General features: G+C 73.0%; 19 protein-coding genes. 11 read left to right on the top strand and 8 right to left on the bottom strand.

Annotated features, from left to right (window positions below):
- Window positions 1-308: adenosylhomocysteinase (locus tag CLV30_RS21720; RefSeq protein WP_146154803.1), on the top strand; the 308-nt coding region annotated here is incomplete at its 5' end.
- A 16-nt stretch (window positions 309-324) separates the two neighbouring features.
- Here CLV30_RS21720 and CLV30_RS21715 read toward each other — a convergent pair.
- Entirely contained in the window at window positions 325-1233 is a 909-nt protein-coding gene (locus tag CLV30_RS21715; protein ID WP_106539332.1) for an RDD family protein, read from the bottom strand.
- A 119-nt stretch (window positions 1234-1352) separates the two neighbouring features.
- Here CLV30_RS21715 and CLV30_RS21710 point away from each other — a divergent pair, with 119 nt between their 5' ends.
- Window positions 1353-2354: a stage II sporulation protein M gene (locus tag CLV30_RS21710; RefSeq protein ID WP_106539331.1), complete on the top strand. Its 1002-nt coding sequence runs from the start codon at window positions 1353-1355 to the stop codon at window positions 2352-2354.
- Between the two features lie 128 nt (window positions 2355-2482).
- On the opposite strand, the gene CLV30_RS21705 is transcribed toward CLV30_RS21710, so the two are convergent.
- Genes CLV30_RS21705 through CLV30_RS21685 form a run of 5 tightly spaced genes read right to left on the bottom strand, consistent with a single transcriptional unit; the run spans window position 2483 to window position 7917 of the window.
- Window positions 2483-3778: a DUF58 domain-containing protein gene (locus tag CLV30_RS21705; RefSeq protein WP_106539330.1), complete on the bottom strand. Its 1296-nt coding sequence runs from the start codon at window positions 3776-3778 to the stop codon at window positions 2483-2485.
- Window positions 3778-4752 (bottom strand): AAA family ATPase, encoded by a 975-nt coding sequence (locus CLV30_RS21700; RefSeq protein ID WP_106539329.1) that lies wholly within the window; start codon window positions 4750-4752, stop codon window positions 3778-3780. The genes CLV30_RS21705 and CLV30_RS21700 overlap by 1 nt, the downstream gene beginning before the upstream one ends.
- Window positions 4749-5945, bottom strand: coding sequence for a DUF4350 domain-containing protein (locus CLV30_RS21695; protein ID WP_106539328.1), 1197 nt, complete (start codon window positions 5943-5945; stop codon window positions 4749-4751). The genes CLV30_RS21700 and CLV30_RS21695 overlap by 4 nt, the downstream gene beginning before the upstream one ends.
- Window positions 5942-6634, bottom strand: a complete 693-nt coding sequence (locus tag CLV30_RS21690) for a DUF4129 domain-containing protein (RefSeq protein WP_106539327.1) — start codon at window positions 6632-6634, stop codon at window positions 5942-5944. The genes CLV30_RS21695 and CLV30_RS21690 overlap by 4 nt, the downstream gene beginning before the upstream one ends.
- 2 nt (window positions 6635-6636) lie before the next feature.
- A complete protein-coding gene (locus tag CLV30_RS21685) occupies window positions 6637-7917 on the bottom strand; it encodes a DUF7847 domain-containing protein (protein WP_106539326.1) in 1281 nt (426 codons plus the stop codon).
- 222 nt (window positions 7918-8139) lie between these two features.
- Here CLV30_RS21685 and mtrA point away from each other — a divergent pair, with 222 nt between their 5' ends.
- The 7 genes from mtrA (at window position 8140) to CLV30_RS21650 (ending at window position 15820) form a co-directional block, all read left to right on the top strand.
- Window positions 8140-8817: an MtrAB system response regulator MtrA gene (gene mtrA, locus CLV30_RS21680; protein WP_106539341.1), complete on the top strand. Its 678-nt coding sequence runs from the start codon at window positions 8140-8142 to the stop codon at window positions 8815-8817.
- Complete coding sequence (gene mtrB, locus CLV30_RS21675) at window positions 8814-10637, top strand: MtrAB system histidine kinase MtrB (protein WP_205740952.1); 1824 nt, start codon at window positions 8814-8816, stop codon at window positions 10635-10637. The genes mtrA and mtrB overlap by 4 nt, the downstream gene beginning before the upstream one ends.
- The gene (locus CLV30_RS21670; protein WP_106539325.1) at window positions 10630-12345 is read left to right on the top strand and encodes an LpqB family beta-propeller domain-containing protein; all 1716 of its coding nucleotides are present in this window, start codon (window positions 10630-10632) and stop codon (window positions 12343-12345) included. Before mtrB ends, CLV30_RS21670 begins: the two co-directional genes overlap by 8 nt.
- A gap of 131 nt (window positions 12346-12476) precedes the next feature.
- Window positions 12477-13184 carry a ComF family protein gene (locus CLV30_RS21665; RefSeq protein WP_106539324.1) on the top strand — a complete coding sequence of 236 codons (708 nt, stop codon included), beginning with the start codon at window positions 12477-12479 and terminating at the stop codon, window positions 13182-13184.
- A 166-nt stretch (window positions 13185-13350) separates the two neighbouring features.
- Window positions 13351-14007, top strand: a complete 657-nt coding sequence (gene hpf / locus CLV30_RS21660; protein WP_106539323.1) for a ribosome hibernation-promoting factor, HPF/YfiA family — start codon at window positions 13351-13353, stop codon at window positions 14005-14007.
- A 75-nt stretch (window positions 14008-14082) separates the two neighbouring features.
- Window positions 14083-15294 (top strand): winged helix-turn-helix domain-containing protein, encoded by a 1212-nt coding sequence (locus CLV30_RS21655; RefSeq protein ID WP_106539322.1) that lies wholly within the window; start codon window positions 14083-14085, stop codon window positions 15292-15294.
- A gap of 139 nt (window positions 15295-15433) precedes the next feature.
- Window positions 15434-15820, top strand: coding sequence for a DoxX family protein (locus tag CLV30_RS21650; protein ID WP_106539321.1), 387 nt, complete (start codon window positions 15434-15436; stop codon window positions 15818-15820).
- A 45-nt stretch (window positions 15821-15865) separates the two neighbouring features.
- Here CLV30_RS21650 and CLV30_RS21645 read toward each other — a convergent pair whose 3' ends face one another.
- Window positions 15866-16981: a GNAT family N-acetyltransferase gene (locus CLV30_RS21645; RefSeq protein WP_106539320.1), complete on the bottom strand. Its 1116-nt coding sequence runs from the start codon at window positions 16979-16981 to the stop codon at window positions 15866-15868.
- A gap of 140 nt (window positions 16982-17121) precedes the next feature.
- Here CLV30_RS21645 and secA point away from each other — a divergent pair, with 140 nt between their 5' ends.
- Both secA and CLV30_RS21635 read left to right on the top strand, forming a co-directional pair.
- Complete coding sequence (gene secA, locus CLV30_RS21640) at window positions 17122-19992, top strand: preprotein translocase subunit SecA (RefSeq protein WP_106539319.1); 2871 nt, start codon at window positions 17122-17124, stop codon at window positions 19990-19992.
- A gap of 226 nt (window positions 19993-20218) precedes the next feature.
- On the top strand, window positions 20219-21157 hold the full coding sequence (locus CLV30_RS21635) for an SGNH/GDSL hydrolase family protein (RefSeq protein ID WP_165358681.1): 939 nt from the start codon (window positions 20219-20221) through the stop codon (window positions 21155-21157).
- Here the strand turns inward: CLV30_RS21635 and CLV30_RS21630 are convergent.
- Window positions 21147-21740: an Rv3235 family protein gene (locus CLV30_RS21630; protein WP_106539317.1), complete on the bottom strand. Its 594-nt coding sequence runs from the start codon at window positions 21738-21740 to the stop codon at window positions 21147-21149. The two genes, CLV30_RS21635 and CLV30_RS21630, sit on opposite strands and share 11 nt — an antisense overlap.
- Window positions 21741-21940: the final 200 nt, after the last annotated feature.

Below are 21940 nucleotides of genomic sequence, written 5' to 3'. Positions count from 1 at the left end.
CGGACGGGCACTCGATCATCGTGTTGTCCGAGGGCCGGCTGCTGAACCTGGGCAACGCGACGGGGCACCCGTCGTTCGTGATGTCCAACTCGTTCACCAACCAGGTGCTGGCGCAGATCGAGCTGTTCGGCGCGTCCGGGCAGTACCCGCTGGGTGTGCACACACTGCCGAAGCACCTCGACGAGAAGGTCGCGCGGCTGCACCTGGACGCTCTGGGGGTGCGGCTGACCGAGATGACGGCCGAGCAGGCCGAGTACCTCGGCGTCCCGGTCGAGGGCCCGTACAAGCCGGACCACTACCGCTACTGACGCCTCGCGGCGTCCGTCACCCCGGTGGCACGAACCCGCCGCCGGTGCGCGGCGGGTTCGGCGGGGAGCCCTCGTCCGGTTCCCGGTCCGGTGTCTCACCGGCGTCCGGCTCGGGCGGGACGGGCGGCGTCGTGTGCTCGTCCGCGGACCGGCCGGGCTGCGGCGCCGCCCACCCGGCGGACGCGTCGTAGCGCAGCGAATCGCGGCGCCGTCGCTCGCCCAGCACTGCCGCGAGGTAGACCGAGGCAGGCGTGCCGGGCGGCGGCGGTGGGCTGACCACCTGCGCCACCTGTGCGGCGAGGTCGGTGGCGAGCCGGTCGCGGATGTCCGGCGCCAGCTGTGGCGCTCGTGCCAGCAGTGACCGCGCGGACATCGCCAGGCCGTCGGGCAGCCGGGACAGCTCCAACGACGCCGCCCACTCGGTCAGCCGAGGGTGGACGGCCGGCGGCGTGGCGTCGACGGTGGGAATCCGCTCGCGGATGACGATCGTGCCGGCGAGGACGTCGCCGATCCGCTTGTCCCGCGGGTTGAGCAGCGAGCACAGCACCGCGCCCAGTCCGGCGGTGACGACGAAGTCCGCGAACACCCCGGCCAGTGCCCGCACCAGCGCGTGCCGGAAGCGGATCGGGCCGCCGTCGTCGCGCACCACGCGCAGGCCGAGGGCGAGCTTGCCGAGCGACTTGCCCCGGGTGAGCGTCTCCAGCGTGGTCGGGACGATCACGAGGACGAACACGACGGAGCCGATCACCAGCGCGAACGCGAGCGCCTGGTCCACGTCCGGGGTGACCTGCCCGAGCAGCAGCAGGAGGCCGACGGCGAGTCCGGCGAGCAGCAGGGCGTCCAGAGTGAACGACAACGCACGCGAGGGGAGCTTGGCGCGCCGGAGCTCGAGCGGCACGGCCTCGCCGGTCACCAGATCACTCATCCCCGCAAGTCTGCCGCACCGCGCGCGGGACCGGCACACGGCCGGGCGGCGCGGCACGGATAGTCTCGGACCGCTGCACCAACACAGCACTGATCCGGCCGGCGGAGGAGGCGCGGCACGTGGACATCGACGCCTTCGTGGCCGCTCACCAGCGCGAGTGGGACCGGCTGGACGAGCTGGTACGCCGTCGCGGCCGGCTGACCGGACCCGAGGCCGACGAGCTGGTGTCGCTGTATCGCGCCGTGTCCACCCACCTGTCCGCGGTACGTGCCGCGGCGCCCGACCCGGTGCTGCTGGGCCGGCTGTCGAGGCTGGTGGCCCGCGCCCGCACGGCGGTGGCCGGCACGCACGACCCGGGGTGGCGTGACGTCGCCCGGTTCCTGACCGTGCGCTTCCCCGCGGTCGTGTACCGCAACCGGTACTGGTGGGTGACGACGGCGCTGGTGTTCGTCGCGGTCTCGGTCGCCATGGCGTGGTGGGTCGCCGCGAACCCGGAGGTGCAGTCGGCGGTCGCCGCGCCGGAGCAGATCCGCCAGCTCGTCGAGCACGACTTCGAGAACTACTACTCCGAGCACCCGGCCGGCTCGTTCGCCGCGCGGGTCTGGGTGAACAACGCCTGGGTCGCGGCGGCGTGCCTGCTGCTGGGCGTGTTCCTGGGTGTCCCGGTGATCTACGTGCTGTGGATGAACGCCGTCAACCTGGTCGCCTCGGCTGGGCTGATGGCCTCGGCGGGCCGCCTCGACGTGTTCTTCGGCCTGATCACCCCGCACGGCCTGCTCGAGCTGACCGCGGTGTTCGTCGCCGCCGGCGCGGGGCTGCGGCTGGGGTGGACGGTGATCGACCCGGGCCCGCGCGGGCGCGCCGACGCGCTCGCCGAAGCCGGGCGTTCCGCCGTGGCCGTCGCGGTCGGGCTGGTCGGCGTGCTGCTGATCTCGGGCGTCATCGAGGCGTTCGTGACCCCGTCCGGGCTGCCGACGTGGGGACGCGTCGGCATCGGCGTGGCGGCCGAGGTCGCCTTCCTGGCCTACGTGTGGGTGTTCGGCCGGCGTGCGGTCGCCGCGGGCGAGGTCGGTGACGTCGACGAGGACGCGCGCGGCGACGCGCTGCCCGTCGCGGGATGAACCGCGCAAATGTCGGGCAGCCATGCGGGGCTTCGACGGTGCCGCTGCGGCGGCATGGTGTGAGTTTGGTGTCGCTGTGACGACACCATTGGCGCACCGTTCCGCTGATCCGCGAACTGGCCGGCTGGCTAGAGCCGCCCGGCGGCCTTGAGCTGCAGGTAGGCGTCGGCGACCGCCGGTGGCAGGCTGTCCGGGGCGGCGTCGACCACGTGTGCGCCGCGCCGGGTCAGCTGCCAGGACGTGCGCGCCCGGGCGAGCCGGTCGTGTTCGGCGGCCGCGGCGCCGTAGACGGCGGCGGCGTCGCCACGTCCGGCGGCCATCGCCTCCAGGCGGGGGTCGCCGACGGAGGCCACCAGCAGCGTGTGCCGGTGCGTCAGCCGGCCGATCACCGGGAGGAGGCCGAGCTCGACGGCGGCCGAGTCGAGGCCGGTCAGCACGACCACGAACGCGTGCCGCCCGGCGCGGCGCATGATCTCGGCGGACAGCCCACGGTGGTCGGTCTCGACCAGTTCCGGCTCGACGGTGGCCAGCGCGTCGACCATCCGCGGCAGCGTGGCGCCCGCGGGTGGGCGGGTGACCGACGCGCGGACCTGCCGGTCGTAGGCGACCATGTCCACGCGGTCGCCGGCGTGGTTGGCCATCGCCGCCAGCAGCAGCGCGGCGTCCATGGCGGCGTCGAGGCGCGGCGCATCGCCGACCCGGCCCGCGGAGGTGCGGCCGGTGTCCAGCACGATCAGCACGTGCCGGTCGCGTTCGGGACGCCAGGTGCGCACGACGACGTCGCCGCGGCGTGCGGTGGCCCGCCAGTCGATGGAGCGGGTGTCGTCGCCGATGACGTACTCGCGCAGCGAGTCGAACTCGGTTCCGGCCCCACGGACCCGGATCGCCGAGCGGCCGTCGATCTCGTGCAGCCGCGTCAGCAGCGCCGGCAGGTGCCTGCGTGCGCGGAACGGCGGCAGCGCCCGCACCGTCCACGGGGCGGCGTGCCAGCTCTGCCGCCCGCCGAGCCGCAGCGGGCCGATGCTGCGGACGGTGACCCGGTCGGCGTGCCGGTCGCCCCGGCGGGTGGGGACGAGGGTAGTCCGGACCTGCGTCCCGGCGCCGGGAGGCAGGTCCAGGCCGGAGCGTTCGTCCGTGGCGCCCGCGGACGGCGGCCAGGCGTCGCGGATCGTGCCGCGCAGCCGCCTGCCGCCGTCGTTGCGGACGCGCACCCGGACGGTCGCCGGCTCGCCCAGCCGTACCGCGTGCTCGCCGTCGCGTTCGACCCGCAGCGACCGCGGCGAACCGGCCAGGACGGCGTCGACGACGGCCGCCACGACGACCACGCCGGTGGCGACGGCGACGCCGGTGGCCGACGGCGCGGCGACGGCCACGACGACGGCGCAGAGCACGGCCAGCAGCGCCGTGCGGCCGGTGAGCACCATCAGCGCGGCACCGCCACCGTCGACAGCACCGTCTCGAGCACCGAGTCGGACGTGACGCCCTCCATCTCGGCCTCGGGACGCAGCGTCAGCCGGTGCCGCAGGGTCGGCCGCGCCAGCGCCTTCACGTCGTCCGGGGTGACGAAGTCGCGGCCCGACAGCCACGCCCAGGAACGCGCCGTGCGCAGCAGCGCGGTCGCCCCGCGGGGCGAGACCCCGAGCTGAACCGAGGGGGACGAGCGGGTGGCCCGGGCGAGGTCGACGACGTAGCCGAGCACGTCCTGATCCACCCGGACCGCCTGGACGGCCGTGCGCGCCGCGAGCAGGTCGTCCGGCCCGGCCACCACCCGGACGCCGGCGGCGTCCAGGTCGCGCGGGTCGAACCCGTCGGCGTGCCGGCGCAGCACCGACACCTCGTCGTCGCGGCCGGGCAGGTCGACCTGGAGCTTGAGCAGGAACCTGTCGAGCTGCGCCTCGGGCAGCGGATAGGTGCCCTCGTACTCGACCGGGTTCTGCGTGGCGGCGACGACGAACGGCTCGGGCAGCGCACGCGGCTCGCCGTCGACCGAGACCTGGCGCTCCTCCATGGCCTCGAGCAGCGCGGCCTGCGTCTTCGGCGGCGTGCGGTTGACCTCGTCGGCCAGCAACAGGTTGGTGAACACCGGGCCCTCCGCGAACGAGAACTCGGCGGTCCGCGCGTCGTACACCAACGATCCGGTGATGTCGCCCGGCATCAGGTCGGGGGTGAACTGCACCCGCTTGGTGTCGACGTCGAGCGCGCTCGCCAGCGTGCGGACCAGCAGCGTCTTGGCGACACCGGGCACGCCCTCGAGCAGCACGTGCCCGCGGCACAGCAGGGCGACCAAGAGTCCGGTGACGGCGGCGTCCTGACCGACGACGGCCTTGGCCACCTCGTGTCGGACATCGGTGAGCGCGTCTCGCGCGCGTTCAGCGGATGCGGGGGCGGCGTCGGTCACGGTGTGCGTGCCTCCTTTTCGAGGGCGTCCAGATCGTCGGCCAGGCGGACCAGCCCGGCGTCGTCGGTGGGCGGCGGGCCGTCGAGCAGCGCGGCGACCTGATCGACCGGCCGTCCGGTGCGGTGGGCGAGCGTGCTGACGAGCGTGTCCGGCACCGGTGGGTGGGCGCCGGAGTGCCGCGACCGTTCCCCCGGAGGTGTGCCACCGGGGGGCGTCGTGGGGTCGAGCCTGCGTACGGCGCTCGCCCGCAGCGTGGCGGCGGCGTGCTCGCGCGCCCGCCCGCGGCGGTAGAGCCGGGCACGCCCCTCGGTTGCCTCGGTCGCGCGGACGAGCACCGGCAACGGCTCGGTGACCAGCCTGCCCAAGCGCCGCGCCCGCCACAGCGCGGCCAGCACGGCCGCCACGGCCAGCTGCCACGCCCCGGCGCGCACCCAGTCCGGAAGCTGGTCGGTGAACGGGGCGTCACCGGCCGCGGCGGCTTCGGGCACCGGCCGGTACCAGACCAGCCTGTCGGTGGAGCCGAGCAGCCCGAGCGCGAGAGCGGCGTTGCCGTCCTGGTCGAGGTGTTCGTTGGTCAGCGGGGCGCCACTGCCGAGAACGGTCACGGGTGCGCCGCCGGCCGTGGACGACACCACGAGGGTCGCCTCGCCGTCCACGGCGTAGCAGCGGGCGCCGTCCGGCCGGCGGACGGTGCCGGTGTAACCGTGCCCGCCCAGCCGGGCGGATCCGGCCCGTTGTGCCGCCGGCAGCTCACAGCCGGGCTCGACCACCCGCGGCGAACCGGCGCCCACGGCGTCCAGACCCGGCACGAAGTCGTCCGTCCGGGCTTGCGGGGCGACCAGGACCAGCCGTGCCCCGGTGTCGACCACCTGGTCCACCTGACCGGGGGTGAGCAGGTCGGGGACCGTGACCAGGACGGTGTCGCCCGGCCCGGCGGCGTCGGTCGCCGCGTCGGTGGTGCGCACCGAGGTGATGTTCACCCCCTGGTCGCCGAGCAGGCGAGCCAGGGCCCGCGCGCCGTCGGCGTCGATGCCCTCCGGGTCGAGCGTGCCGCGGTTGGCCGAGCTCTGCACGATGCCGAGCACCACCGCGGCGAGCACCAGGACCGCGCCGACCGCGGCGGGACCCCTCCAGCGCCGCCAGCGCGCGGCCGGTGTCTCCGGCGCCTGATCGCTCGTGCGCGCGCTGCTCATCGCGGCGCCGAGAGGACGGGACCGCCGGCGTCGTCGGCCTGCTGCGGGCGGGCGGCGAGCACGGCGGAGTCGAGCCTGCGCAGCGCGTCGTCATCGTCGCGGCGGGCCGCCGTGCCGCCGTACCGGACGGAGTCGAAGACGGTGGCACCGGCACGCAGTTGCGCGGAGACCCCGGCGAGCACGGCCGCGGCGTCGCGGGCGACCTCGTCGGCCGTACGGCCGCTCTCGGGGGTGAGAACCCCGCGTTCCTCGAGCGTGGCGACGGTGGCGCGGAACCGTTCGACCACGGCGGTGTCCCAGTCCGCGCGCGCGGCCGCGTCGTCGGCGGCGGCACGGTACTCGGCCGCGGTACGTGCGCCGGGCTCGAGCACCGGTCCCGCGCTGCGGGAGGCCGAGCGCGCCATGGGCCCGGTCCACAGCACGACCACCACCGCGAGGGCACCGACCAGGGCGACCAGCGCGGCGATGCCGACGCCGCTGGACAACGTGCCCGCTGCGGCGTCGAGCAGCCGCTCGATGCGCTCGACGATCCAGCGGATGATCCGCGTGGTCAGCGAGGTGTCGCGGTCGTAGGACGGTTTGGACAGCTCGCGCTCGGCGAGTTCGCGCGCGGCCTCCCGTCCGGGCACCGCCGGTGCGTCGCCCGCAGCCCGGACGAACACGGCGAGCACCCGATCCGGAGCGGACATGCTCACGGCCCGCCCGGCCGGGTGTCGGGTCCGGGTCCGGGTCCGGGCCCGGGCCGGGACGGCAGCTCGACCCCGGCCGCCCGGGCCAGATCGATGTCGAGCGCCTCGCGCCGGATGCGGCGGTCGACGTAGAGCAGCGCCGTCGCGGCCGCCGAGAACGGCGCGGTGATGGTCGCGGCGATCATGCCGGCCAGCGAGTTCAGGATGAACCACGTCAGCACGTTGTCGCCTGCCGTGTCGCCGCCGAACAGGCCGGGCACGCCCAGCGGGACGGCGACCACCTGGCCGATGAGCCAGACGATGAACGCGATGAGCAACAGGATGGCGAACGTGCGCCACCAGGACTTGCGGACCAGCGCCGCCGACCGGCGCAACGACCGCACGACGCCGATGGGCCGTTCGCCGCCCGCCCCGGTCACGGACTCGAGCATCAGCGCCGGCAGCGACAGCGCGAAGCGCACGTACAGCCAGACACCCGCCAGCGCGGCCACCAGCATCAGCACGACGACCAGCGCTGCCGCACCGGCGCCGCTGCCGCCCGCGGCGAGCGCTACGGCGAGCACGAGGACGGCCAGCAGCGGGGACAGCCAGACCAGCGTGTAGAGCAGCGTCAGGCCGAGCAGCCGGAGCAGCCGGCCGCGGGAGCGGCGCCACGCCTGCCCGACGGTGATGTGCCGGCCCAGCACCGCCTGCCCGACCACGACGGTGAGGACGCCGGTGAGGAACACGGTCGCGATGAGGGTGACGAACGAGCCGAGCAGCGCCGCGGGCACGGCGTCGGCGACGTCCTCGAGCTCTTGCACGTCGTCGGTGAGGCCGAAGTTCGGCTCGGTGACCTGGTCGCCGAACATCCAGACGATGGTGGCCGTGGACAACAGCTGGGTGGCGACGGCGACCGCGGCGGACAGTCCCAGCATGGCGCCGAGGTTGCGGCGGATGGTGGTGACGGCACCGTCGAGGATCTCGCCCACACCGAGCGGACGCAGCGGGACCACCCCGGGCTTGGCGTCCGGGAGCCGCCAGGTCGGTTCCGGCCCGCCGGTCCACCCGTTGCCGCCGGGCGCCGCGCCGCCCTGCGGAGCACCGGCCCCGGGCAGGCCGGACGGGTGCGAGCCGCCGGGATGCTGCCAGCCGCCGGAACCGGAGGGATCCGCGCCCGCACCCCACCCGCGCGGCGACGGCTGTTCGGTCGACCAACCGGGGTACGGCGGCTGCGGAGCAGGCTCGGCAGGTTCGCCGTCGGGCCGCTCGTCGGGCGGAGGCGTCCCTGCTGTCCCGGACATCGGTGCTCTCCTTCTCGTGCGTGGCCGGCGCGACCGTTCGGAGGGCGCCACGACCGGTCGGGCCCGGAGTCGACATGCCGACGTGGTATCGGCCAGAACATCGTGCCACGTCCCGCCGACGCCCCGTCGCTGCCCGTCCGAGGTGCGTCGACGAGCACGACACCGACCCGGCTGACGGCCTCGGTTTTCGACGTGGCGGCCCTCGAGTGCCACGATATGGACATGCGAGGACGTGTGCTCATCGTCGACGACGACACCGCGTTGGCCGAGATGCTCGGAATAGTGCTGCGCGGGGAAGGTTACGAGCATACGATCATCACCCGCGGCGACGAGGCGCTCCCGATGTTCCGGGAGTTCAAGCCCGACCTGGTGCTGCTCGACCTGATGCTTCCCGGCCGCGACGGCATCGACGTCTGCAAGGAGATCCGGTCCGAGTCCGGCGTGCCCATCGTCATGCTCACGGCGAAGAGCGACACCGTCGACGTGGTGGTCGGCCTCGAGTCCGGCGCCGACGACTACGTCGTCAAGCCGTTCAAGCCGAAGGAGCTGGTGGCGCGGGTCCGTGCGCGGCTGCGTCGCACCGACGACCCGAAGCCGGAGACGTTGCAGGTCGGCGACGTCGAGATCGACGTCGCCGGGCACTCGGTCAAGCGCAACGGTGTGCCGATCTCCCTGACGCCGCTCGAGTTCGACCTGCTGGCGTGCCTGGCCCGCAGGCCGTGGCAGGTGTTCACCCGCGAGGAGCTGCTCGAGAAGGTGTGGGGGTACCGGCACGCCACCGACACCAGGCTGGTGAACGTCCACGTCCAGCGGCTGCGTTCGAAGATCGAGCACGATCCTGAACGGCCCGAGATCGTCGTGACCGTCCGCGGTGTGGGGTACAAGGCCGGTCCTGGGTGAGTTCGGTGCAGGGCCGGGGACGTCCCGACAGCGTCGGTGAGGCTTCGGCGTCCGGCGGCGCCGACGTGGTCGCACGCCTGATCCCCCGGCTGGCGCAGTGGCTGACCCAGCCGTGGCGGCTGGCGCGCAGCGCCTGGCGGCGGTCGATTCAGCTGCGGGTCATCACCGCCACGCTGACGTTGTCCGTGGTGGTCGTCTCGCTGCTCGGGGTCACTCTGTCCAGGCAGATCACCGACGGCCTGCTCCAGGCGCAGGCCGAGGCCGCGGTCGCCGACGCCGCAGCGGGCATCGACACCGCACAGGAGCAGCTCGACGCCGCGGTCGAGCAGGAACCGGGCGCGCTGAGCCAGGTGCTGCGCCAGATCGCCGAGGACGCCGCGGCCCGGGGCACCACCAGCGGCACGGACCCGCTGTACGAGGTCGTGCTGCTCGGCACCGAGCGAAACGCGTCGTACTCGTCCGGCCCGGTGTACGACAGCGTGCCCGCCGAGCTGCGCGAGCGGGTCAGGTCCGAGGCGCGGGTCTTTCGCACCTACAGCTCCCTCGAGTATCCCGCCGCCCCGGACGTGCCCGGTCTGGTCGTCGGTGGTCAGGTGACCGACCCGAGCGGCGTCGCGTACGAGCTCTACTACCTGTTCCCGCTGACCGAGCAGCAGCAGACCATCGACGTGGTCCTCACCGCGCTGGCGACCGCGGGCGTGCTGCTGGTGCTGCTGTTGTGCGCGCTGGCGTGGCTGGTGGCGCGGCAGGTGGTCACGCCGGTGCGGCTCGCGGCGCGCATCGCGGAGCGGTTCTCGGCCGGCCGGCTGTCCGAGCGGATGGTCGTGCGCGGCCGGGACGACATGGCGCGGCTGGCGTTGAGCTTCAACCAGATGGCCGCGAGCCTGCAGCACCAGATCGGCCAGCTCGAGGAGCTGTCCCGGATGCAGCAGCAGTTCGTCTCCGACGTGTCGCACGAGCTGCGGACGCCGCTGACCACCGTGCGGATGGCCGCCGACGTGCTCTACGAGTCGAAGGAGGACTTCGACCCGGTGGTGCAGCGCTCGGTCGAGCTGCTGCAGGCGCAGCTCGACCGGTTCGAGTCGCTGCTCGGCGACCTGCTCGAGATCAGCCGGTTCGACGCCGGCGCGGCGGTGCTCAACGCCGAACGGCACGACCTGCGCGACATCGTGCACAAGGTCGTCGACTCCGCGGCTCCGCTCGCCACCGACAAGGGCAGTGAGCTCGGCGTCGACGTCCCGGTGGAGCCGTGCGTCGCCGAGATCGACACCCGCCGCATCGAGCGGGTCGTGCGCAACCTCGTCGTCAACGCCATCGAGCACGGTGAGGGGCGGCCGGTCCGGGTGAAGGTCGCCGTGGACGAGCACGCGGTGGCGGTGGCCGTCCGCGACCACGGCGTCGGGCTGAAGCCGGGGGAGTCGTCGCTGGTGTTCCACCGGTTCTGGCGCGCCGACCCGGCGCGGGCCCGCACCACCGGCGGGACCGGGTTGGGACTGTCGATCTCGCTCGAGGACGCCCGGCTGCACGGCGGCTGGCTGCAGGCGTGGGGCGATCCCGGACAGGGCTCGCAGTTCCGGCTCACGTTGCCGCGTAGCGCGGGGGACGAGCTACGGTCGTCGCCCATGGCTCTGGTGCCCGACGACGCCGGCGACGAACCGATCCGGGTCAGTGGCGTGGGCAACCCGTACCGCCGGATCTCCTCGTCGGACGGTGACACACGGCGTTCCGGCGACTCCGGCGACTCGGGCGACGCCGGCGACTCCGGGGGCACGCAGGGAACGGACGGCGACGATCCGGCGGAGGTGAGCCGGCGTGGCTGAGCGTCACCGTCGCGCACTGCTGGCCTTCCTGACGGTCCTGGCCGTGCTGACCGGCTGCACCCAGATCCCGACGTCGGGGCCGGTCATCGGCGGGAACCCGGTGGAGCCCGCCGGGCAGCAGCCGCCGTTCATCGAGGTGCGCGCGCCACCGCCGCAGTCCGGCGCCGAGCCGTCGGAGGTCGTCGACGGGTTCATCGAGGCGATGGGATCGTATGCGCCGGGGTTCGAGACGGCGCGGATGTACCTGACCGAGGACGCGGTGCTGTCGTGGGACACCTCGGCCGGCATGACCGTGTACCAGGGCGCCCGCCCGGACATCGAGGAGGTGCGGACCGGGGTGGTCCGCGTGACCATGGCCGTCTCGGCGCGGGTGAGCGCCGACGGCACCTACGAGGCCGCGGAGCCCGGCACGACCGACGAGCTGTCGCTGCGCCTGGAGCAGGAGAACGGCGAGTGGCGCATCAGCAACCCGCCGAACGGCCTCGTCATCTCCGAGTTCAGCTTCAGCCGCGAGTACAAGCCGCACAACGTGTACTTCTTCGATCCCACGCTCGAGGTCCTGGTGCCCGACCCGGTGTACCTCCCGCAGAACGAGAACGCCGCCACGCTGCTGGCGCAGCGGGTGCTGGCCGGGCCGTCCGAAGGGCTGGGCCGGGCCGTGCGCACGTCGTTCCCCGAAAGCACCGAGCTCGGGGTGAACGCCGTGCCGGTCACCGACGGGACGGCGACCGTGGAGCTCAGCGACGACGCGGGCCTGGCCACGCCGGAGGAGCGCGAGCTCATGACGGCGCAGCTGGTCTGGACGCTCACGGAGCTGCCCGAGGTGGAACGGGTGGAGGTGACGTCCGGGCAGATCCCGCTCGCGCAGGGAGGCGCGGTCGTGACTCCGAGCGACAGCAACATGAGCGCCTACGCGCCACCGCTGCTGCCGCGCGACACGCCGCTGTACTACGCCGACGCCGACGGCATCAAGCAGCTGAGCGGGTCGGAACCGGAGCCGGTGCCCGGTCCGCTGGGTGAGCTGAGCGGCGCCCGCGAACTCGCCGTCAACGTCGGCGGCAACCGCGCGGTGGCGGTGAACGAGGCCGGCGACGCGTTGCTGATCTGCTCGTTCGGCGCGGACGAGCAGATCGAGACGTTCGCCGGGGGTGGCGATCTGACCTCCCCGGCGTGGGATCGGGCGGGCCTGGTGTGGGCCGTCGACCACGGCGTGCAGGGGCACGGGGTGGTCGTCCGGCGTTCCGACGGAGAACGGGTCGAGCTCATCGCGCCCGAACTGAGGGGGCACGACGTCGACCGGCTGGCGGTGTCGCTGGACGGCACCCGCATCGCGCTGATCGTCGACGGCCGGGCTCAGATCGCCACCGTGGTCCGCGACGTCGACGCGCGTTCGGCGATCCGGCTCGAACGTCTGCGCCCGCTCGGCCCGGACGGCGTGGCCTCCGACGTGGGCTGGAACGCTCCCGACAGCGTGGTGGTTCTGCTGGCCACCGACGGGCAGGAGCCACTGCCGTACGTGGTGGGCATGTCCGGGCAGGTGACGGCGCCGCGCGGACTGACGGTCGAGAACGCCACGAGCATCGCCACCGCCCCGCTGGCCGAACAGCGGCTGGTCCTCGAGACCAGCGAGGGCGTCCTGCTCGAACAGCGCAGCGGCAACCGCTGGGAGGAGATCGGCACCGGCCACGACCCCGCCTTCCCCGGCTGACCCGAGAATGATCACGTCCCGCATGGAATTCCCTGCGTCACCACCCGTACAGCCCTGGTGACGCGTGTACTCGCCTGGTGATGGCGCCGTGACGGCGACGCCGCCACCGCGACGTGCGTCATGATGATCCGATGACGCCGAGCACCGTGCTGACGCGACTGAGCCGCAGCGCCGCGGACCTGGCGCTCGGCACCACGTGCGCGGGGTGCGACGCACGGCCGGGCGTGGTCTGCGCGGACTGCCGCGACGTGCTGCGCGGCCCGGCGCTCGACGTCCGCCGGCATCCGGACACGGCTGGTCTGCCGCTGGCCGCGGCGGCTTCGTACGCCGACGTGCGCGCGACGATCATCGCCCACAAGGAGCACGGACGGCTGCCGCTGGCCGGGCCGCTGGGCGAGGCGCTGGCTGTGGCGGTCACCGCGCTCGTGTCGTCGGAGTCCGGGTGCGGGCACGGCGGTGACGGCCGGCCGGTGGCTCTGGTGCCGGTCCCGTCGACGGGCGCCGCGGCGCGCCGCCGCGGGCAGGACCCGATGCGGCGCGTGGCACGCCACGGTGCACGGGTGCTGCGCCGTGCCGGCGAGGACGCCCGTGTCATTGCCGGGTTACGGCACCGGCGGCGAGTCCGTGACCAGGCCGGACTGGGCCGGGACGCCCGCGAGCAGAACCTGGCGGGTTCGCTCGCGCCGCGTCGCCGGATCGGCGCGCGCCTGGACGGGCGGTGTGTCGTCCTGGTCGACGACATCGTCACCACGGGTGCGACGGTGCGCGAGAGCGCACGGGCGGTGCGGGCCACCGGGGTGCGGCCGTGCGGCGTCGCCGCCGTGGCGTTCGCCGGGTGACGAATGCGCGAGATCAACGTGTACTGAAGGCAACGAACGGCTAACGTTTGTGCATGGCACCCATCGCCCGCCCTCGAGACACCAGGGAAGGCCGGGGTGCGAGTCCCCGGTCCGTCGGGCGGTGATGTCGTCCCTCGACCATCTGACCCAGACCGGGAGGTTCCGAGTGGATATCGTCGTCAAGGGCCGTCACACATCCGTCCCCGATCGGTTCCGATCGCACGCATCCGAGAAGCTCGCGAAGCTGGAGAAGCTCGATCACAAGGTCATCCGCATCGAGGTCGAGGTCACCGCCGAGTCCAACCCGCGTCTGGCCGACCGATCCGACCGGGTCGAGTTGACCGTCCACACCAAGGGCCCGGTCATCCGGGCCGAAGCCGCGGCCGCCGACCGGTACGCGGCGCTGGACCTCGCCGCCGACAGGTTGATGACGCGGTTGCGCAAGGCCGCCGACCGGCGCCGGGTCCATCACGGCAACCGCACACCCATCTCGGTGGCCGCCGCGACCGCACAGTTGAACGGTCCGTCGTCGCCGCCGTCGCCGGTTCCGGCTCAGGCCGCCCCCGCCGGTGAGAGCGTGGACGTCGACCAGGGCGCGCCGTCCGGAGACGTCGCCGAGGTGCGCCAGGTCGAGAAGACCGGGCCGATGGTGGTCCGTGAGAAGACACACCGCACCGCGCCGATGTCGCTCGATCAGGCGTTGTACGAGATGGAGCTGGTCGGGCACGACTTCTACATGTTCGTCGACGCCGAATCCAAGATGCCCAGCGTCGTCTACCGTCGCCGCGGCTACGACTACGGCGTGATCCGTCTCGACGTCTGAGGACGCGAGTACGCACGAGGACGCACCCGCCCGCCGCGCGCCGGCGCTGTCGGAGCCCGCTGGTAGCTTCCGGCCATGGTTCGTCGACAGAGTCTGTCCCGGTCCGCGGCTCGCCGGGTGGCGTTGGCCGCGCAGGGGTTCACCGACACCCGGCCGGCTCGCCCGGACCGGCGGACGCTGCGCCGGGTGCTCGACCGGGTCGGCCTGTTCCAGATCGACTCGGTGAACGTGCTGTCCCGGTCGCACTACCTGCCGCTGTTCTCGCGTGTCGGTGCGTATCCGCGGGAGCTGCTGGACGATGCGGCCGGGCGGCGGCCGCGGGAGTTGTTCGAGTACTGGGCGCACGAGGCGTCGCTGCTGCCGGTGCGGCACCAGCCGCTGCTGCGCTGGCGCATGGCCGACGTGTCCAGCGACGCCTGGGGCGGGATGCGTGGCATCGCCGACGAACAGCCCGGCTTCGTGAAGTGGGTCCTCGACGAGGTCCATCGAATCGGTCCGGTCACCGCGGGCGGCATCGAGCACGACGCGCCGCGGCCCACCGGGCACTGGGGGTGGAACTGGTCGCAGGTCAAACAGGCCCTGGAGTACCTGTTCTGGGCCGGCGAGGTCACCTCCGCCGGACGCGACCGCGGCTTCGCCCGCCGCTACGACATCCCCGACCGGGTGCTCCCGCCGGAGGTCGTCGCCGCTCCCACGCCGGATCGCGCGGACGCGCATCGCGAGCTGATCCGGATCGCCGCCCGCGCGCACGGCGTCGGCACGGTGCAGTGCCTGCGCGACTACTTCCGGCTGAGACCGGCCCCTGCCCGCCAGGCGGTCGACGAGCTCGTGGACGCCGGTGAGCTGTCGCCGGTCACCGTCGAGGGCTGGGACCGCCCGGCCTACCTGCACCGTTACGCTCGGGTGCCGCGGCGCGTGCAGGCGCGGGCGCTGCTGAGCCCGTTCGACTCGCTGGTCTGGGAGCGTGCGCGCGCCGAGGCGTTGTTCGGCTTCCGCTACCGCATCGAGATCTACGTCCCCAAGCGCAAGCGGGTGCACGGCTACTACGTTCTGCCGTTCCTGCTCGGCGACCAGCTGGTGGGACGGGTCGACCTGAAGGCGGACCGGCACGCCGGCGTGCTCCGGGTCCAGGCCGCCTGGGCAGAGGCGGGTGCTCCGCCCGAGACGGCGGACGAGCTCGCGGCCGAGCTGGTTGCCATGGCCGCGTGGATGGGGCTGGACGGCGTCGCCGTCACCGGCAGCGGGGACTTGGCCCCGGCCCTCGAGCCGGCGCTGCGTGCCGCCTAGGTGTGTCTCCCGTCCGCGTGTGCGTGATCGATCCGCCCCTGGGCGAGCGCTGGCGCTCCGCCCGCTTCGGTGGCGGCCGTGTCACAAAGCGCCACCGCGGCTCGTCTCCTTTTCGCACCCACCACGAAGGAGTAGCCGCATGAACACCGCACTGTGGAGCGTCGCCGGGTTGCTGGCGGTCGTCCTGCTGGGCAGCAGTTCCAAGATGTTCGTGCCCAAGGAGAAGCTGGCCGGCATGCTGGGCGAGGCGTCGAGATGGGTCGAAGACTTCAGCCCCGGAGCTCTCAGGGCGATCGGGGCGATCGAGCTCCTGGGGGCGGTGGGCCTGGTCCTACCCGCGGTGCTCGACATCGCGCCGGTTCTGGTGCCGATGGCCGCGTCGGGGGTGGTGGTGTTGTTCACCGGCGCGGTGATCACGCGTCTGCGCCGTGGGGAGAGGGCGACGATCGTCGTCGATCTGGTCTATCTCGGCCTGGCGGCGTTCGTGGCGTGGGGCCGCTTCGGTCCCGAGTCGTTCACCGGCTGACGGTTCGGCACACGGCCGCCGGCGAGCTGCGCCGCATCACCCGGGTCAGGTGTCCTCGGCCAGGAGGTCGTACCAACACAGGTCCACGACGGTGCCGCCACGGATGCGGTCGCCGGCGCGTTCGACGCCGAACTGGCGGAACCCCGCCCGCTCGATGACCTTGCGCGACGCGTCGTTGCCGCTGGCGTGCGCCACGACCAGCCGGCGCAGCCCGAGCCCGCCGCGTTCGGTGGGGATGAAGGCGTGCGCGGCCAGCAGGCCGACGGCCTCGGTCGCCAGCTGCTTGCCCCGGGCGGCCGGATGCATCCAGTACCCGAGCTCGGCGCCGCCGTCGCGCGCCTGGAACGCCATCAGTGAGAACGACCCGACCGCCGGGCCGCCCTCGGGCAGCGCCGCGGCCCAGTGCACGCCGCGCGCTGCCGCGGCGTCCTCCTCGCGGTCGTGGATGTAGGTCAGCGCGATGTCGCGGGTGTACGGCGACGGGAGCCCGGCCAGCCAGTGCTGGCTCACCGGGTCGTTGCACGCCTCGACGACGGCGTCGGCGTCGGACTGGATGAACCGGCGCAACGTGACCCTCTCACCGTGCAGGGTCGGCGTCTCCAGCCAGGGAGCCACCGGGCGCATCTGTTCGCCGGCAGCGAGCGTCGCGACCCACACGTCACAGGTCTCGCCGCGCTGGACGAGCCCGCCGCGGATCCGTCCCTCCATCCGGAAGCCGGTGGCCCAGGCGACGCGCCGCGACGCCCAGTTGCCGACGCGCGCCTGCCAGCCGAGGTGGGTCAGCCCGGCGCCCTCGGCGTCGAACGCGTACTCCGCGACCAGCCGCAGCGCCCGCGACATGAGGCCGCGGCCGCGCGCGTCCTCGGCGAGCATGAACCCGACCTCGCCGCGGCCGTGCCCAGGCAGGCGAAGGCTGATGGTGCCCAGCACACGGCGGTCGTCCGGGTCGCGGACGGCCCAGGTGAGGTCGCGTTCCTCCGACCATCCCTTCGGCACCACCTGCTCGACGAAGGTCTCGGCCTCCTGGCGGGTGTACGGCGTCGGGATGGACGTCCACCGCAGCACCTCCGGGTCCTGGCAGATGTGGGTGAGCCGGTCGATGTCGGCCGGCGTCGGGACGGCGAGCAGGACGCCGTCGGTGCGCAGTTCGAACGGTTGCATCGGTGTGTATCCTGCCGTCGGACGCGGTCCGTGGTCGAGTCGTTTTGAATCTCGTGACCCGACGTACCATGGGTGCTCGGAGCTTCGTCCACACGAGGCCCACCGAGCGCGACCGCCCGCATTCTAGGAGTTGACCCCGCGTGCCTGTTCTGCTCGACAAGATCCTGCGTGCCGGTGAAGGCAAGAACCTCAAACGGCTCGAAGCGGTCGTGAAACAGGTCAACAGCATCGAGGCCGAGGTCTCCGAGCTGACCGACGCGGAGCTGCGGGCCCAGACCGACGAGTTCCGCGCCCGTCTCGAGGCGGGCGAGACGCTCGACGATCTGCTGCCGGAGGCGTTCGCGACGGTCCGCGAGGCCGCGCAGCGGGTGCTCGGCCAGCGCCACTTCGACGTGCAGATCATGGGTGGCGCTGCCCTGCACCGCGGCAACATCGCCGAGATGAAGACCGGTGAGGGCAAGACGCTGGTGTCGACGTTGCCGGCGTACCTGAACGCGTTGTCCGGCGACGGCGTGCACATCGTCACGGTCAACGACTACCTGGCTCGCCGCGACTCCGAGTGGATGGGCCGGGTGCACCGCTTCCTGGGGCTCGAGGTCGGGGTCATCGTCAACGGGCTGGCGCCGCCGGAGCGCCGCGAGGCGTACGCGGCCGACATCACCTACGGCACCAACAACGAGTTCGGCTTCGACTACCTGCGCGACAACATGGCCCAGCGCGCCGACGACCGGGTCCAGCGCGGGCACAACTTCGTCATCGTCGACGAGGTCGACTCCATCCTCATCGACGAGGCCCGCACACCGCTGATCATCTCCGGCCCGGCCGACCAGCCGACGCGCTGGTACGGCGAGTTCGCGAAGATCGCCGAGCGGCTGCGGCCGGAAACCGACTACGAGGTGGACGAGAAGAAGCGCACCGTCGGCGTGCTCGAGCCGGGCATCGAACGGGTCGAGGACTGGCTGGGCATCGACAACCTCTACGAGAGCGCCAACACTCCGCTGATCCAGTTCCTGAACAACGCCATCAAGGCCAAGGAGCTGTACCGCCGCGACAAGGAGTACGTCGTCAAGGAGGGCGAGGTGCTCATCGTCGACGAGCACACCGGCCGCATCCTGGGCGGGCGCCGCTACAACGAGGGCATGCACCAGGCGGTCGAGGCCAAGGAGGGTGTCGAGATCAAGCAGGAGAACCAGACGCTCGCGTCGGTGACCCTGCAGAACTTCTTCCGGCTCTACACCAAGCTCTCCGGCATGACCGGTACGGCCATGACCGAGGCCGCGGAGTTCGACAAGATCTACGGCCTCGGTGTCGTGCAGATCCCGCCGAACCGTCCGCTGGCCCGCATCGACCAGGACGACGAGATCTACCGCACCGAGGACGCGAAGTTCGAGGCGGTGGCCGACGACCTCGTCGGCCGGCACGAGAAGGGCCAGCCGGTCCTGGTCGGCACCACCAGCGTCGAGAAGTCCGAGCGGCTGTCGCAGCTGCTGCGCAAGCGCGGCGTCCCGCACGAGGTGCTGAACGCCAAGCAGCACGACCGGGAGGCCGCGATCATCGCGCAGGCCGGTCGCCGCGGCGCGGTGACCGTCGCCACCAACATGGCCGGGCGCGGTACCGACATCATGCTCGGCGGCAACCACGAGTTCATGGCGCACGCCGAGCTCAAGCAGCGGGGCCTCGACCCGGTGGAGAACCCCGAGGAGTACAACGCGGCCGAGGGCCCGGTGCTCGAGAAGCTCGAGGCCCAGGTGGCCGCCGAGCGCGAGGAGGTGCGCCAGGCCGGTGGCCTGTACGTGCTGGGCACCGAGCGGCACGAGTCGCGGCGCATCGACAACCAGCTGCGAGGCCGCTCGGGCCGGCAGGGCGACCCGGGCGAGTCGCGGTTCTACCTCTCGCTGCAGGACGACCTGATGCGGTTGTTCAAGAGCGAGTGGGTCGAGATGATCATGCGGACGTTCAATCAGCCCGATGACGTCCCGATCGCGCACAAGCGGGTGAGCAACGCGGTCAAGAGTGCGCAGACGCAGCGCGAGTCGCAGAACTTCGAGATGCGTAAGGACGTGCTCAAGTACGACGACGTCCTGAACCGTCAGCGCCAGGTGATCTACGAGGAGCGTCGCCGCGTTCTCGAGGGCGAGGACCTGCACGAGCAGATCACCGGCATGCTCGACGACGCCGTGACGGGGTACGTGCAGGGCGCGACCGCGGACGGCTTCCCCGAGACGTGGGATCTCGACCAGTTGTGGACCGCGCTGGGCACGCTGTACCCCGTCGGCGTGACGGTCGAGGAGCTCGAGCAGCGCGAGGGCGGGCGCGACAAGTTGCACAGCCACGTGCTCGTCGATCACCTGGTCGCCGACGCTCGCGAGGCCTACCGGCGCCGCGAGGAGGAGCTCGGCTCCGACGTCATGCGTGAGCTCGAACGCCGGGTGCTGCTCACGGTGCTCGACCGGAAGTGGCGCGAGCACCTGTACGAGATGGACTACCTGCGTGAGGGCATCGGTCTGCGCGCGTTCGCGCAGAAGCAGCCGCTGGTCGAGTACCAGCGCGAGGGGTTCGACCTGTTCGTGGCGATGATGGACGCCATCAAGGAGGAGTCCGTCGGGCTGCTGTTCAACCTCGAGGTCCAGGTCAAGTCCAAGGACGACGAAACCGCGGCCGACGAGCAGGCGCCGGGAGCGCCGTTGCTGGATGCCAAGGGCCTGGTCGGCACGGAGAGGCCGCGGCAGCTGCAGTACAGCGCCCCCACGGTGGACGGCGACGCCGGAGTGCAGCGCCGGGTGGAGCAGCAGGGCGCCCGGCCGACGGTCGCCTCCGGCGCCGACGGTGCCCGCGGTTCGCACGCCGCGTCGTCGGGCGACGAGATCGACTTCAGCAACGTGTCGCGCAACGCGCTGTGCCCGTGTGGCTCGGGCAAGAAGTTCAAGCGCTGCCACGGTGACCCGAAGAACCGCGGCGAGCAGGGCACGGACAGCGCGGTGGCGCAGCCGTCGGGCTCCGCCGACTCCTGAGCGATCTTGACCCATGGGTCGTTTCCCGTCACTATCGTCACAGTCGTGACCGCGGGTCTTTCCCACGGTGTGGGGCCCGCGAAAGCCGCCGACGGTGGACGGAGGAAGCGGCACCAGCCGCGCAGCGCCCATGGTTCACAGGTCCAGCCCACGCAGTCGCCCCCGACGTCGACAGTCCCTCCATACGCTCCGCACCAGGGCCGCCACGCTCGCCGTGGCGGCCCTCGTGTCTTCCTGCGCGGCCGTCACGGCCGCGGCCCTGCTCGCCGCACCGGCCACGGCGTCGGTCCGTTCCGGTGCACCGGCGGCGACGGTCCAGTCCCCGCCGGGCCTGCCCGGAGCGGTCGTGGCGCTGGGCGACTCGTACTCCTCCGGCCTCGGCGCGGGCGGCTACGAGGACGACTGCGACCGCACGCCGCGGGCGTGGGCGATGCAGGTGTTCGGTGACGCCGTCACCGAGCGCACGCTGCTCGCGTGCTCCGGCGCGGAGATCCCGCAGGTGCGCCGGCAGGTCGACCGCCTCGCCGCGATGGCCGGCGACGCCGGTGACCGGCTGGTGACCGTCACGGTCGGCGGCAACGACATCGGCTTCGCCGACGAGCTGGTCAACTGCCTGACGCCGTTCGTCTCGTGCCTCGACCGCGAGCCGGTGATCGCCGGGCGCATCGACGCGTTGCACGACCCGCTGGTCGAGCTGTACGACGACGTCCAGGCGGCGGCACCGGGCGACGAGGTCATCGTCGGCGGATATCCGATGCTGGTTCCGGACCCGTCGGTGCGCAGCGACTGCTCGGCGTTGACGGGGCTGTTGTCGGCGCCCGAGCGCCGGATGATCCGCCGGCTCGGTGTGGAGCTGAACGACGCGGTCGACGCGGCCGCTGCCGAGGCCGGGGTCGGTTCGGCCGCGACCGAGCTGGAGCAGGTCTTCGACGGCCACGAGGCGTGCGACAACGAGTCCGGTGACTGGCTCTACGGGCTGAAGCTGTCGTGGCCGTACGGCGCGCAGGCGCCCGGGCTCGATCGGCGGTCGCCGGCGCCGCAGCCGGAGTCGGCCGAGGCCCGGTGGGACGTCCTGGCGGGCTTCGTCAGTGACTCGTTCCACCCGAACCGCGCCGGACAGGCCGGCTACGCCACCGCGTTCGAGCGGGCCTGGTTCAGCGGCTGAGCCGTGCCGGCCCGGTCTCGACCGGCTCGAACGCCGTGCACAGCCACCGGCCGTGCACGGCTTCGAGCCGGACGGCGACCGCCAGCGTCCGGGTCCCGAGCTGGACGACGGCCGCCGACTCGGCGATCGCCGCCTCGACGCGGCACAGCCGTACGGCGCGGATCCGGGGGCGCACGACCGAGCGCACCCGTACCGCCTGGGCCCGGCGGGTCAGGGCCTGGTGCACCGGTTCGTCGGTCCAGCGGACGAGCTGCTGCAGCGAACGATGGCCGTGGATGCCTTCGAGCGCCGCCTGTGTGAGCTTCGCGACCCAGCGGCGCGGGTCCGGCAACTCGCCGGTGCCTCTGCTGACGGCCGGCGACAGGGCCAGTGCCCCGTCGGTCGCCGGCGGCGCGGCGCGGGTGGATGAGCGCCGCGGCGGATCGCCGGTGCCTGCCGTCGTGCCCGTGCCGTCCGGTTGCCGTGCCGCGCCGGCGGGCTCGTCGTCGTACGGCGGCTGGGTCGCGGGCAGCGGTAGCCGCCGGACGACCGCCGGCGTCGTGCCAATACCACCCGGGCGGCGCGGGGACGTGCTGTCGGCCATCGGTACCTTCCTCGTCCGTGCTCCGTGCTGGTGAGAACGATCGAAGCCGGAGCATCAAGGCACGTCAACAGCGTGCTCGCCCCGCCCGGTTGCCCCGGTCGGCGGGGCAACCGGGCAGGCGTGTGGCTCGGTCCGGTTCGTCCGGACCCGCCTGGCCGTGCGACGCGTGCGCGCAGCCCGCTGTTACAGCAGAATTGGCG

The sequence above is a fragment of the Haloactinopolyspora alba genome (assembly GCF_003014555.1).
Lineage (GTDB): Bacteria > Actinomycetota > Actinomycetes > Jiangellales > Jiangellaceae > Haloactinopolyspora > Haloactinopolyspora alba.
The sequence above is the reverse complement of the archived record's forward strand: the minus strand, read 5'-3'. Positions and strand labels throughout refer to the sequence as shown.